Annotated in this window: 12 protein-coding genes and 1 riboswitch; of the genes, 8 read left to right on the top strand and 4 right to left on the bottom strand. The window is 72.4% G+C overall.

Going from position 1 to position 12,856, the window contains the following annotated elements; genetic code table 11:
* Nucleotides 1–66: 66 nt before the first annotated feature.
* Nucleotides 67–831 (bottom strand): class I SAM-dependent methyltransferase, encoded by a 765-nt coding sequence (locus tag JYK04_RS33785; protein ID WP_229875866.1) that lies wholly within the window; start codon nt 829–831, stop codon nt 67–69.
* Nucleotides 831–1,136 carry a 4a-hydroxytetrahydrobiopterin dehydratase gene (locus JYK04_RS33780; RefSeq protein WP_189740946.1) on the bottom strand — a complete coding sequence of 102 codons (306 nt, stop codon included), beginning with the start codon at nt 1,134–1,136 and terminating at the stop codon, nt 831–833. Before JYK04_RS33780 ends, JYK04_RS33785 begins: the two co-directional genes overlap by 1 nt.
* Before the next feature lie 174 nt (nt 1,137–1,310).
* Here JYK04_RS33780 and JYK04_RS33775 point away from each other — a divergent pair, with 174 nt between their 5' ends.
* Complete coding sequence (locus JYK04_RS33775) at nt 1,311–3,101, top strand: hydroxysqualene dehydroxylase (protein WP_189740943.1); 1,791 nt, start codon at nt 1,311–1,313, stop codon at nt 3,099–3,101.
* 24 nt (nt 3,102–3,125) lie between these two features.
* A complete protein-coding gene (locus JYK04_RS33770; RefSeq protein WP_189740940.1) occupies nt 3,126–3,917 on the top strand; it encodes a helix-turn-helix domain-containing protein in 792 nt (263 codons plus the stop codon).
* On the opposite strand, the gene JYK04_RS33765 is transcribed toward JYK04_RS33770, so the two are convergent.
* A complete protein-coding gene (locus JYK04_RS33765) occupies nt 3,903–4,325 on the bottom strand; it encodes a hypothetical protein (protein WP_189740937.1) in 423 nt (140 codons plus the stop codon). The two genes, JYK04_RS33770 and JYK04_RS33765, sit on opposite strands and share 15 nt — an antisense overlap.
* A gap of 318 nt (nt 4,326–4,643) precedes the next feature.
* Between JYK04_RS33765 and JYK04_RS33760 the strand changes: the two genes are divergently transcribed.
* From JYK04_RS33760 to JYK04_RS33745, 4 genes are read left to right on the top strand one after another with little or no spacing between them, the layout of a single operon-like run.
* Nucleotides 4,644–5,669 carry a hypothetical protein gene (locus tag JYK04_RS33760; RefSeq protein ID WP_189740934.1) on the top strand — a complete coding sequence of 342 codons (1,026 nt, stop codon included), beginning with the start codon at nt 4,644–4,646 and terminating at the stop codon, nt 5,667–5,669.
* Nucleotides 5,666–6,301: a toxin-antitoxin system, toxin component gene (locus tag JYK04_RS33755; RefSeq protein WP_189740931.1), complete on the top strand. Its 636-nt coding sequence runs from the start codon at nt 5,666–5,668 to the stop codon at nt 6,299–6,301. The genes JYK04_RS33760 and JYK04_RS33755 overlap by 4 nt, the downstream gene beginning before the upstream one ends.
* A gap of 16 nt (nt 6,302–6,317) precedes the next feature.
* On the top strand, nt 6,318–7,850 hold the full coding sequence (locus JYK04_RS33750) for an NAD(P)/FAD-dependent oxidoreductase (RefSeq protein ID WP_189740928.1): 1,533 nt from the start codon (nt 6,318–6,320) through the stop codon (nt 7,848–7,850).
* The gene (locus tag JYK04_RS33745) at nt 7,847–9,067 is read left to right on the top strand and encodes an MAB_1171c family putative transporter (RefSeq protein WP_189740926.1); all 1,221 of its coding nucleotides are present in this window, start codon (nt 7,847–7,849) and stop codon (nt 9,065–9,067) included. Before JYK04_RS33750 ends, JYK04_RS33745 begins: the two co-directional genes overlap by 4 nt.
* Nucleotides 9,068–9,179: 112 nt before the next feature.
* Here JYK04_RS33745 and JYK04_RS33740 read toward each other — a convergent pair whose 3' ends face one another.
* Nucleotides 9,180–10,025 carry a bifunctional 5,10-methylenetetrahydrofolate dehydrogenase/5,10-methenyltetrahydrofolate cyclohydrolase gene (locus JYK04_RS33740; protein WP_189741421.1) on the bottom strand — a complete coding sequence of 282 codons (846 nt, stop codon included), beginning with the start codon at nt 10,023–10,025 and terminating at the stop codon, nt 9,180–9,182.
* Between the two features lie 78 nt (nt 10,026–10,103).
* Nucleotides 10,104–10,206, bottom strand: a riboswitch (ZMP/ZTP riboswitch).
* A 57-nt stretch (nt 10,207–10,263) separates the two neighbouring features.
* Between JYK04_RS33740 and JYK04_RS33735 the strand changes: the two genes are divergently transcribed.
* The gene (locus JYK04_RS33735; protein ID WP_189740923.1) at nt 10,264–11,025 is read left to right on the top strand and encodes a methyltransferase domain-containing protein; all 762 of its coding nucleotides are present in this window, start codon (nt 10,264–10,266) and stop codon (nt 11,023–11,025) included.
* A gap of 213 nt (nt 11,026–11,238) precedes the next feature.
* Nucleotides 11,239–12,831, top strand: coding sequence for an RNA polymerase sigma factor (locus tag JYK04_RS33730; protein WP_189740920.1), 1,593 nt, complete (start codon nt 11,239–11,241; stop codon nt 12,829–12,831).
* The last annotated feature ends 25 nt before the right edge of the window (nt 12,832–12,856 follow it).

Below are 12,856 nucleotides of genomic sequence, written 5' to 3'. Positions count from 1 at the left end.
GGGCAGGGGCCGGGTCAGGAGCCGGGCCCGGGTCCGGGCCGGGGTCCGGTCGGGCCTTCGCGCCGGTCAGACGCGTACGAAGCTCCGTATGCGGTACGTCGGCTCCGCGCGGGGGACGTCCTGGTCCGGCAGCAGTTCCAGCCGGGCCGCCAGCTCCCGCGCGGTGATGCCGCGCGGGACGATCCGGGAGGCGTAGCGGCCCGCGAGCAGGGACTCGGCGGAGCCGCGCGGCGTGCGGCCCTGGCCGTGGCCGGTGAACCGGGCCTCGCCGACCGCCAGCAGGCCCGCCCGGGCCGCATAGGCCTCGACCTCCCCGGAGGCGTCCGAGGGGGTCGGGGTCAGGTGCGCGGCGAAGACGGCGTCGATGTCGCTGCCGACGTCGTGCGCCGAGTCCTTGTCCACGGTGGCGAGGAACACCCCGCCGGGCCGCAGCACCCGGGCGGCCTCGGCGATCACCGCGGGCACCAGTCCCGGCTCGCGCAGCAGGTGCAGCAGCCACACCGCGCTGACCGCGTCCAGGGATTGCGACCGGACCGGCAGCCGGGCCGCGTCGGCGAGGGTCACCGGGACGCCGCGCCGCACCGCCACCGCGGCCATGCCGGGGGAGGCGTCCGCGCCCAGGACGCGCAGGGCGGGGCGGCTGATCCGGCTGGTGACGATGCCGGTGCCGCAGCCGATGTCGAGGAGGGTGTGCGCGTCCGCGGGGAGCAGTTCGAGGACGGCGGCGGCGGCCGCCTCGGCGCGCGGGATGCCGCCGCGGGTGGTGTCGTAGGCCTCGGCCTCGGCGTCGTAGTCGAGCAGGGATCTCACGGACGGTATGTGCGTGGTCATCAGCTCGCGCCGTGGGTCGGGGCGAGGGCCTCGACGCGTTCGGCGAGGGCGAAGTCGGACTCCGTCACCACGCCGCCGGCATCATGGCTGTTCACGGAGAGCCGGACCGTGTTGTAGCCGAGGGTCAGGTCGGAGTGGTGGTTCAACTCCTCCTGGACCGTGGCGATATGGACGACGAGGGCGCTCGCGGCGAAGTGCGTGCCCAGCCGGTAGGTGCGGAAGATCCGGTCGTCCTCGAAGGCCCAGCCGGGGAGTTCCCGCAACCGGTCCTCGATCTCCTTCTGTGACAGCGGCTCACTCGGCATGCACCGGCTCCTTTTCCCCGTGACGTGTAGTCAAGGTTCCCACAGTGCACACCTGACCAATCCTTTCCCGCCATAGTGCGCTCGGGTGCTTCTACACCTTCCAGGTCCCTCGCACCCCCCATATGCTCCTGCGCCGAACGCACTGTTACCAGCGGTAACGAGGGGGCATCCGTCATGGCGGGCACAGGAAGTTCCAGGCGTACGTTCATCGCCGGCGCGGGCGCGGCGGCCGCCGCCGGGGCGGTCCTGGCCGGGCCCGGGGCGGCGTCGGCAGCGGCTGCGGCCGCGGCCGGACCACCGCCTGCCGGACGGCGTGTCGCGGTGCTCGGCGGCGGGGTGGCGGGCCTGACCGCGGCCCACGAACTGGCCGAGCGCGGCTACGCCGTGACCGTGTACGAGCGCCGGGCCCTCGGCGGCAAGGCGCGCAGCATGGACGTACCCGGCAGCGCCCGCGGCGGGCGCCGTCCGCTGCCCGCCGAGCACGGCTTCCGCTTCATCCCCGGCATTTACCACAACCTGCCCGACACCATGCGGCGCATCCCCTTCCCCGGGAACGCGCACGGAGTGTGGGACAACCTCGTGGCCCCGCGCGAGATGATGTTCGCCCGGGCGGCCGGGCGCGAGGACCTGCGCGGACCCATCCCCTGGCCCGGGCACTCCCCCGCCGAGCTGACGCCCGAGGAGATCCGGCGCGCCCTCGCCGGCATCCTGCAGACTCTGGTCCGGCTCCCGGCGCACGAGACGGCGTACTTCGTCGACCGCGTGCTGGTCTTCCTCACCAGCTGCGACGAGAGGCGCGAGGAGGTCTGGGAGCGGACGCCGTGGTGGGAGTTCGTGCGCGCCGAGCGGATGTCGAACGAGTACCGGCGCATCCTCGCCGTCGGCATCACCCGCAACATCGTGGCGACCAAGGCCGAGGAGGCCTCCACCCGTACGGTCGGCACCCTCGGCGAGGCCTTCGTCCTCAACCTGCTGGGGCGCGGGGCGGACGGCCCGCCCGACCGGATCCTCAACCTGCCGACCAACGAGGCCTGGATCGACCCCTGGGAGGCCCATCTGCGCTCCCTCGGCGTGGAGTTCAGGATCGGCTGGACCGTGCGGGAGGTGCGGTACGCGGGCGGCCGGGTGAGCGGGGTCGCCGTCGAGGGCCCGGACGGCGCCGCGCGGACCGTCACCGCCGACCACTACGTGAGCGCACTGCCCGTCGAGCATGCCCGCCGTACCTGGAGCGCGGCGCTGCGGGCGGCCGATCCGATGCTGGGGCGCTGCGACAAGCTGCAGACGGACTGGATGACCGGCATCCAGTTCTATCTGACCGAACGGGCCGAGCTGGTGCACGGCCATCTCAACTGCATCGACTCGCCCTGGTCGTTGACGGCGATCCAGCAGGCCGAGCACTGGCCGTCCCGCGACTTCCCGGCCGACTACGGCGACGGGACGGCGGTCGACTGCCTGTCGGTGGACATCTCCGAGTGGGACAAGCCGGGGATCCTGTACGGGAAGACGGCCAAGCAGTGCACGCGCGAGGAGGTGGCGCGCGAGGTGTGGGCCCAGCTGAAGGCCTCGCTCAACGACACCGGGCGGACCGTGCTGACCGACTCCGCGCTGCACTCGTGGTTCCTGGACCCGGGCGTGGACGGGCTCGGCACCCCGCACCCCACCAACCAGGACGAGCTGCTGATCCACCCGGTCGGCACCCTGTACGACCGGCCGAGCGCGGGCACCCGCATCCCGAACTTCTTCCTCAGCGGGGACTACGTCGCCGTCGACATCGACCTCGCGACGATGGAAGGGGCCAACGCCTCGGCGCGCGCGGCCGTCAACTCCCTGCTGGACCGTGACGGTTCCGACGCCCCGCGCTGCACGGTCCGTCCGATGTACCGGGCGCCGGAGCTGGAGCCCGCCAAACGGCACGACCGGTGGCGCTACCGTCTCGGCCTGCGGAACGTCTTCGACCTGGGCTGACCCTCCTCGGCTAACGTCGTGCGCATGACGACGACGAGTGTGGGCACCCTGCTGCGCGCCTGGCGGGAGCGGCGCGGCATCAGCCAGCTGGAGCTGGCGGGCCGCGCCGACTCCTCGTCCCGCCACATCAGCTTCATCGAAACGGGCCGGTCCCGGCCGAGCGAGGAGATGGTGCTCCGGCTCGCCGGCCATCTCGACGTACCGATGCGGGAGCGCAACTCCCTTCTGCTCGCGGCGGGTTACGCCCCACGCTACGCGCACACCGCGCTGGACGACCCGGCGATGGAGACGCTGCGCGAGGGCATCGCCCGCCTGCTGGCGGGGTACGAGCCCTACCCGGCCCTGGTCGTGAACGCCGTGTACGACGTCGTCGCCGCCAACCAGGGCATCGCGATGCTGCTGGACGGACTGCCGGAGCACCTGCTGACCCCGCCGCTGAACGCCATGCGGATCACCCTGCACCCCGAGGGCCTGGCCCCGCGGATCCACAACCTCAGGGAGTGGCGCGGGCACCTGCTGGCGCAGATGGAACGGCAGATCGCACTGGCCCGCTCCGAGCCGCTGCGCGCCCTGTACGAGGAGGTGTCGGCCTATCCGGTCGCCGAGCGCCCGGGCGGCGACGGCGCCCCGGAGGAGTCCACCCCGTACATCGCGCTGCCGCTGGTCATCGAGCACGACGGGCACCTGCTGTCCTTCGTGTCGTCCATCGCGACGTTCAACACGCCGATGGACGTGACCGTCGCCGAGCTGGCCATCGAGACGATGCTCCCGGCCGACCCGGCGACGGTGAAGTACCTGCGCTCACTGGGCGGCTGAGCCCGAGCGCAGGGCGAGCTGCTGGAGCACGGCGAAACCGGCCACGGTGACGGCCTGCGCCGGGATCCACAGCAGCCCTGCGGTGGTGGGCTCGAACCACAGCACCAGCGACGCCAGACTGAGGGCGGCCCAGGCGTAGTTCGTCTCGATGACGAGCTTCACGGGGAAGACGGGCGGCTGCGGCCGCGAGGCGAGCCATCCGACGCCGGCCCCGTACGCGAGGAGGAGGATCCCGAGTTCGAGCAGCAGCCCCTGCCCGACCCCGAGCAGCCGGCCGAGCGGGGCGGACAGGGCTGCGTACGCGAGCCCGTTGGCGGTGGTGACGACCGAGTCGAGGGCGAGGAACCGGCGCAGCGCGGTCTGCGGGACGCGATTGCGGGTGAAGCCGGCGAGCGGGGTCGCGGACATGGGAATCAGCCTCCATCGAGGTCGAACGGCCAGGTGGGACACGGATCCCGGGACCGAGTGCGCGGCCCCGGAACCCGCTGCGCCCACTGTGCCGGGGCCCGTGGGGAGGGTCGATTACCCCGGAGGTAAGGAGCGGTCTCAGGAGCGGGCGGACGGAGCTCGTCGTGCGGCGGTGGGGTGGGGGTGGGGGGATGCCAACCCTTTTTGAGCTGTACGGCAGGAAACGTTGGGGTTCCCCTGGTTCGGCCTGGGGCGGGAGGCTAGGCTTCGCGAAGCCGAATCACTCGAACGCCTTGTCGACATATGGAGAATCCGCCGGTGCGAGCCGCCGCCCGACCCGATCTCGCCGCCGTCTGGCGTCGCACCTGGGCCCTGGCGCAGGAGTACGGGCAGGACCCGGCCGAGGTGCTGGCGGTGGAGCGGCTGAGCCATCTGTCCGGGGTCGAACCCGGGCGCGTGCCCCAGGTGGTGGCGGGCACCGCCGTGGAGGCGCCGCTGGAGCGGCGGGTGCACCAGCGGTTCCTGCGGCTGCGCGCGACCCGGCGCGACAAGCACGGCCGGGAGTGGCCGCTGGCGGCCATCGCCGACGACTTCGACGCACCCGGCGCCTCGCTCGGGCCGCTCAACGCCGGTACCGGGCTGCCCCGGATGGGTCACGCGGCCGGTGTGCAGCGGTTCTTCGGCGTCCACGCCGGTTTCCTCCTGGCCGACAGCAAGAGCGCGGTGGAACGGGCCCTCGCCCTGTCCGCCACCGACGTCGCCGACGGCCGGGACGACCTGGAGCGCCTGTCGTACCTCACCGGCATGACCCCGCAGGCCATCCGCCTCACCCTCGACGGGAAGCCGCCCCGGATCCCGCTCAAGGAGCAGGTGCACCTGCGGTTCGAGCACCTGCGCCGCACCCGCGTGCGGGAGGACGGCCAGCCCTACTCGCTGGCGGCCGTCGCCCGGTCCTTCGAGGCGTCGGGCCAGTCGCTGACCCGCCTCGCCCAGGGCGAGGGCCTGCCGAACCTCGCCGCGGCCGCCGGGATCCAGCGTTTCTACGGCGTCGAGGGCGGCTTCCTGCTGGCCGACGACACCGAGGCGCTCTCCAGCGCCCTCGCCCTGATCGAGGGCGAGTTGGAGACCTCGGTGCGGGACCGGGAGAACCCGATGCTGGCGGTGCTGCGGGCGCACGACGTACGCAGCATCGTCACGCGGGCCGGACGGCTGTCGCCCCAGGGCTGGAAGTCACTGGCCGACCACTTGGACGACCTCCTCGCGCGCGAGGGGCAGCTCGGAGTTCCGGGCACGAAGGGCGGGGCGCCGACCGAAGGCGCCCCCGCCGAGGGAGAAACACCATGAGGACCACACGGGCCATGCGCAAGCTGGCCTCCGAGCTGCTGGAGGGCGCACGCCTGACGCCGCCGGCCGATGCCGGGGAGATCATCGGGGCGCTGTGCGCCGCCTACGCCGGGCGGCGTGGCGGAGAGCGGAAGGTCGATGTCCACTTCACCTCCTTCCCGCCCGACACCGCCAGCGGGCTGTGGCTGGAGCTGGACGACGTCGACCTGATCGTGGTCGAGCAGCACACCCGGCCCGAACACCAGCTCGTCATCGCGTGCCACGAGCTGTGGCACCTGGACGAGGGGACCAGCGAGAGCGTCGGTCCCGGCATGCTGGTGGCCGCCCGGCTGGCCGGACACCCCGGCCGCCTCGCCGAGCTGCTGGCCTCCGAGTCCGGGCTGGAGGCCGTGGTCCGGCAGGCCGCCGCCCGCGCCGACCAGGGGGATCCGGCGGAGATCCGGGCCGAGACCTTCGGCCTGCACCTCGGCAACACCCTGCGCTCCTACCTGCCGTCGCCCCGGGAGCAGCAGCTCCCCGAAGCCATCGAGCGCATCAAGTCCTCACTCGGTTGGGGAAGCCCCGTGCCACGCCGCGACCCGCAGCAGCCGGTCGCCGCATCCCTCACGCCGATGCCCTCAGCACGGCCCTGACAGAGAGCACGCCACGATGAACCAGTCCACCCCGCCCCGCCACGCGATCGTCATAGGCGGCAGTCTGGCCGGCCTCCTCGCGGCGGCCGTCCTCGCCGAACACGCCACGGTCACCGTCATCGACGCCGACCCGCTGCCCGAGGGTCCGGCCCCGCGCCGTGGACTCCCGCAGGCCCGGCACACCCACCTCCTGTGGTCGGGCGGTGCCCGTGCCATCGAGCGGATCCTGCCCGGCATCACCGACGACTGGACGAAGGCGGGGGCCATCCGCCGCAGCCTGCCCACCGACCTGGTCAGCAAGACCGCCCACGGGTGGATCCCGCGGTGCGGGGAGAAGCAGTTCAACATCTCCTGCAGCCGCGATCTCCTCGACTCGGTGGTCCGCGCCCGGGTGACCGGGTTGAAGGGGGTCTCCACGCTCCAGCGCAGCCGGGTCCGCGCCCTGGAGGGCACGGCGTCCCGGGTCACCGGCGTGCTGGTCGACACCCCCGAGGAAGCGGGCCGGCTGCTGACCGCCGACCTCGTGGTCGACGCGAGCGGCCGCGGCTCGCGCGCCCGGACCTGGCTCCAGGCGCTCGGCGTGACCGGGATCCGGCAGGCCGAGGTCGACTCGGGCCTCGTCTACGCGACGAGGATCTTCGAAGCCCCGGCCGGAGCCCACGAGATGGGCTTCCCCATCGTCAACGTCCAGTCCGACCCCCGGGTGCCCGTCCCGGGCCGGACGGCCACGATCGTGCCCATCGAGAACGGCCAGTGGCAGGCCACCCTCTCCGGGACCCGCGGCGGCCAGCCGACCGGTGACCCCGACGCGTTCATCCCGTTCGCCAAGGCCGTCCGCGACCCGATCGTCGGTGAGCTCCTGGAGGGCCGCAAGCCCCTGACGGACGTCTCCGTCACCCAGGGCACCGCCAACCGCCGGATCTACTTCGAGAAGGCCGAACTGCCCGACGGCTTCTTCGCCGTCGGCGACTCCGTCGCCACCTTCAACCCACTGTACGGACAGGGCATGAGCGTCGCGGCCCAGGGGATCCTGGCCGTACGCACCCTGCTGCGGGCGAAGGGATTGGAACATCCCGGCATCGGCCGCGAGGCGCAGCGCGCCATCGCACCGCAGGTCGGCACCGCCTGGGAGCTCGCCACCTCGCAGGACATCCTGTATCCGGGGGCCACCGGGATGACGCCGCGCGCCGGCAGCGGTCTGCTCAACGGGTACGTCAACCGGCTGATGACGGGAGCCACCACCGACGAGGCGCTCACCGCCGCCCTGCTCAACGTCCTCACCATGAGCATCGCGCCCACCCACTGGCTCCGTCCGTCGGTCGTCTGGCACGTCCTGCGCGCCTCGGACCGGGACGCGCTGAAGGCGGCGCCGCTCACCGCCGCCGAGCGGGCCGTCGCCGGGCTCGACCGGGCGCCCGGCACGACGCCCGGCACCGGCACGGGCACAGGCGCAGGCACAGGCACCGGCACCGGCACCGGCACCGGCACCGGCACCGGATCGTCCGCGGACCCGGTCGGACCCGCCGACGCCGTCGGACAGGCCCGATGAGCGGCAGAATCCTGCCGCTCCTGCCCGCCTCCCTGATGGTCCTGGCGCTGCTGATCAAGCTGCCGAAGCTGCGCCGGGACCGGGACCGGCCGCTGAACCGGACCGCGTGCGCGCTGCTCGCCGTCGGGGCACCCATCAACTTCCTGGCGACACCGTCCACCATCGCCTCGGTCAACCGCCACACCGGCGTGGTGAACTTCTCCGCACCCCTGGTGTTCGGCCTGTGCACGGTGTTCTCCGGGCTGTGCGTCGTCCTGGTCCTGCAGTGGCGCGGCGGGCCGCCCGCGGCCGTGCGCCGGGCCACCCGGCTGACCACCGCCCTGTTCGGCACCGCGACCGCGGCCATCGTCGTCCTGTTCGTGATCGGCGACGCACCGGTGGAACGGCTCCGGGACCTGGACACGTACTACGCGACGACGCCCTGGATCCGCGAGATGATCGTCTGCTTCCTCGTGGCGCACACCCTCGGCACCTCGGCGCTGACCTGGCTGAGCGGCAAGTGGCTGGCGGTCGCGGACCGTGCGCGGCGCCCGCTGCGCACGGGGCTGGCCCTGATCGTGGTCGCCGGGCTGATGGACCTGGCCTACCTGGCCGCCAAGTGGGCCTCGGTCGTGGCCCGCTGGACCGGCCACGACCTGGTGTTCCTGTCCACGGACGTGGCGCCGCCCCTGGCCGGGGCCGCCGGGCTGCTGCTCGGTGCCGGATTCGTCGTGCCGCTGGTCGGCGGGTCGGCGACCTGGATGGCCTTCAGCCGGTACCGGCGGCTGCGCCCGCTGTGGAAGGCGCTGCGCGCAGTCGCCGCGACCCAGGGACGGACCGTCCCGCTGGCCTGGTGGTCCCCGGTGGGGATCCGGCTCATCCACCGCGAGTCGGTCATCGACGACGGCATCCTGGCGCTGGCCGGCTGGTTCGACCCCCGGGTGCGCAGCGCCGCGTACGAGGAGGCCCGGGGCCGGGGTATGGACGAGGCGCGGGCCGCCACGGTCGCGGACGCTGCCGTCCTGGCCGCCGCATGCCACCGCAAGGCCGCCGCCGCGCGCGGATCCCTGCCGGGGGCGGCCGCGATACCGGAGCCCTACCGTCTGGGCCGGCGGCCCCTGACCGCCCTGGCCGACGCGTTCCGCACGTCCGACATCGTCGCCGCGGCCCGTGACGCGGCCCGTGACACGGCCACCGCCGGCACGCCGGGCCTGAACCCCGACCCGGTCGGCGCCTGATCGCACGGGTACGGGAAAGCACGACGCCCCGGACCGAGGGCCGGGGCGTGCGTGCGTGAGCGCGCGCCTGCGTACGTGTGTGCACGTCGTACGCGGGATCCGCGCGGCGGGATCAGAGCTCGGCGAGGTCCAGACCGGCCTGGACGGCGGCCGCCTGCACGGTCTGCTCCAGCAGTACGGCGATGGTCATCGGGCCGACACCGCCCGGAACCGGCGTGATCAGCGAGGCCCGGGCGGCGGCCGATTCGAAGTGCACGTCGCCGACGTTGCCCTCGTTGTACCCGGCGTCCAGGACCACCGCGCCCGGCTTGATGTCCTCGCCCCGGATGAACTCGGCCTTGCCGACGGCGGCGACCAGCACGTCCGCCTGCCGCACGATCGAGGACAGGTCCTGGGTGCGCGAGTGACAGTAGGTGACGGTGGCGTTCTGCTCCAGCAGCAGCATCCCGGCCGGCTTGCCCAGGATCGCGCTGCGGCCGACGACGACGGCGTGCTTGCCGGTCAGGTCCACGTCGTAGGCGGCGAGCAGCCGCATGATGCCGCCGGGGGTGCAGGAGACGAAGCCCGGCAGCCCGAAGCCCATGGCGGCGAAGGAGTGCATGGTGACCCCGTCGACGTCCTTGCCCGGGGCGATGGCCTCGAAGGCGGCGCGCTCGTCGATGTGGTGCGGAACGGGGTGCTGGAGCAGGATGCCGCTGATCTCCGGGTCCTCGGACAGCGCGGTGAGGGTGGCCACCAGCTCCTCGGTGGTGGTCTCGGCCGGCAGCTCGACGTGGCGGGAGGTGATCCCCGCCTTGGCACAGCGGTTCTGCTTCATGCGGACGTACGTCACGGAGGCCGGGTCCTCGCCGACCAGCACGGTCGCGAGGCAGGGCGCGGTGCCGGTGCGCTCGGTGATCTTCGCCGCGTAGGCGGCGGTCTGCTCCGAGATGCGGCGGGCGAGGGCCGTGCCGTCCATCAGCCGGGCGGAGCCGGCGGCAGGGGCAGGGGCAGTCTGGGCGGTCGTCACGGGGTCTCCTGAACGTCGCTGCGGATCGCGGTTCGCCCAGGCGCGCGGCAGTCGGCGTACCCGAGGTCCACCGGTACGCCGGGCCGCTCCCCGGTGGTGATCCACCCGAACGCCAGTCACGGCCCGCCGACCACTGTAGTCGACATATCCGGTGGTTGTCGGGCGTCCGACCTGGGACGATCAATGCATGACGCGTACTTTCGACCACCTTGTCGCCGAGGCCGAGTCCGTCTCCGTGGACGGCTGGGACTTCTCCTGGCTCGACGGCCGGGCCACCGAGCAGCGCCCTTCCTGGGGGTATCAGCGGTTGATGGCCCAGCGCCTGGCCCAGGTCCGGTCGGCGCTGGACATCCAGACCGGCGGCGGTGAGGTCCTGGCCGGGTGCGCTCCGCTGCCGCCGCTGACGGCCGCCACCGAGTCCTGGCCGCCCAATGTCGAGAAGGCGACGCGGCTGCTGCACCCGCTGGGCGCGGTGGTGGTCGCCGACTTCGACGAGCCGCCGCTGCCCTTCGGCGACGCGGCCTTCGAGCTGGTGACCAGCCGGCACCCGGTGACCATCTGGTGGGAGGAGATCGCGCGGGTGCTGACGCCGGGCGGCCGCTACCTCTCGCAGCAGGTCGGGCCGGCCAGCGTCTTCGAGCTCGTCGAGTACTTCCTCGGCCCGCAGCCGGAGGAGGTCCGGCGCGCCCGGCACCCCGACGACGCGGTCGCCGACGCCACCGCGGCCGGCCTCGAAGTGCTCGATCTGCGCTCCGAACGACTGCGCGCGGAGTTCCACGACATCGGAGCCGTGATCTACTTTCTACGGAAGGTGATCTGGATGGTGCCCGGCTTCACGGTCGGGCAGTACCGGGACCGGTTGCGCGAGCTCCACGAACGGATCGAACGCGAAGGTCCGTTCGTCGCTCACACCGCCCGCTTCCTCATCGAAGCCCGCAAAACGGGCTGATCTGAAGGGCGGACGGATCTGCGCCGGATCGGTTGCGCGGCCACAGCGTGGCGCAGGTCACTCAATTCAGCGCGTAACGAATCGACTCGGGCATGCGATGAACCGACAGGTGTCCTCGCGCGGCCCGGAATACAGACCCCCCTCGGGTCTGTTTCCCGAGTTCGCGCGATGATGTCCAGCCCACCTTTATCTGTTCGCAACGAGAGGCTCCTTGTGTCGCTCAGCCCGTCCCGTACGTTCCCTCCGGAGATCGCCGAATCCGAGGCCCTTGTCGCGCTCGTCGAGCGCGGCCGCGAGCAGGGTCACATCAACGGTGACGACGTGCGCCAGGCCTTCGAGGCCGGCCGCATCCCGGTGGACCAGTGGAAGCGGGTCCTGCGCAGCCTGAACCAGGTCCTGGACGAGGAGGGTGTCGCCCTTCACGTCAGCGCGGCCCCCGCCACCAAGGCTGCCGCCAAGAAGCCCCGCAAGGCTGCCGCCGCCCCGGCCCGCACCGTGGCCAAGAAGGCCACCGCCGCGCCGCGCCCCATCGGCGCCCGCAAGACCGCGGCCACCGCCGCGGCCACGGCTGTGACCACCGCCACGGCGATATCCGCTTCGTCGGCCGCCGCCATCGGGGACGAGGCGTCGGCCGAGGCCGCCGCCGAACCGAAGAAGCGCACGGTCAAGAAGACCGCCGCCAAGAAGACCGCCGTGAAGAAGACCGCGGCGAAGAAGACCAGCGCCAAGGACGCCGACGAGGGCGAGACCCCCGTCGTCGAGGGCGAGGACTGGGCTGCCGAGGACCTGGTCGACGAGGCCGAGGACGAGGCGCCCAAGGCCGGCGGCACCCAGGGCTTCGTCCTGTCCGACGACGACGAGGACGACGCCCCGGCGCAGACGGTCATGGTGGCCGGCGCCACCGCCGACCCCGTCAAGGACTACCTCAAGCTCATCGGCAAGGTGCCGCTCCTCAACGCCGAGCAGGAGGTGGAGCTCGCCAAGCGCATCGAGGCGGGTCTGTTCTCCGAGTACAAGCTCGAAGAGGAGGAGGACCACAAGCCCGCCTTCAAGCGCGAGCTGGAGATCCTGGTCGAGGACGGCCGCCGCGCGAAGAACCACCTGCTGGAGGCCAACCTCCGCCTCGTGGTCTCCCTCGCCAAGCGCTACACCGGCCGCGGCATGCTCTTCCTGGACCTGATCCAGGAGGGCAACGTCGGCCTGATCCGCGCCGTGGAGAAGTTCGACTACACCAAGGGCTTCAAGTTCTCCACGTACGCGACCTGGTGGATCCGCCAGGCGATCACGCGTGCCATGGCCGACCAGTCGCGCACCATCCGCATCCCCGTGCACATGGTCGAGATCATCAACAAGCTCGCCCGCGTGCAGCGCCAGATGCTCCAGGACCTGGGCCGTGAGCCCACCCCGGAGGAGCTGGGCAAGGAACTCGACATGACCCCCGAGAAGGTCATCGAGGTCCAGAAGTACGGCCGTGAGCCGATCTCCCTGCACACCCCCCTGGGCGAGGAGGGCGACAGCGAGTTCGGTGACCTCATCGAGGACTCCGAGGCGGTCGTCCCGGCGGACGCGGTCTCCTTCACGTTCCTCCAGGAGCAGCTCCAGTCCATCCTGGGCACGCTCTCGGAGCGCGAGGCGGGCGTGGTCTCCATGCGTTACGGCCTCAACGACGGCCAGCCGAAGACCCTGGACGAGATCGGCCGCGTGTACGGGGTCACCCGTGAGCGCATCCGCCAGATCGAGTCCAAGACCATGTCGAAGCTGCGCCACCCGTCGCGTTCGCAGGTGCTGCGCGACTACCTCGACTGAGTCGATCTCCTCCAGAACGCCCCTG

Origin of the sequence: Streptomyces nojiriensis, assembly GCF_017639205.1 — a bacterium.
Classification (GTDB): Bacteria; Actinomycetota; Actinomycetes; order Streptomycetales; family Streptomycetaceae; genus Streptomyces; species Streptomyces nojiriensis.
This window is presented reverse-complemented; position numbering and strand designations above follow the sequence as displayed.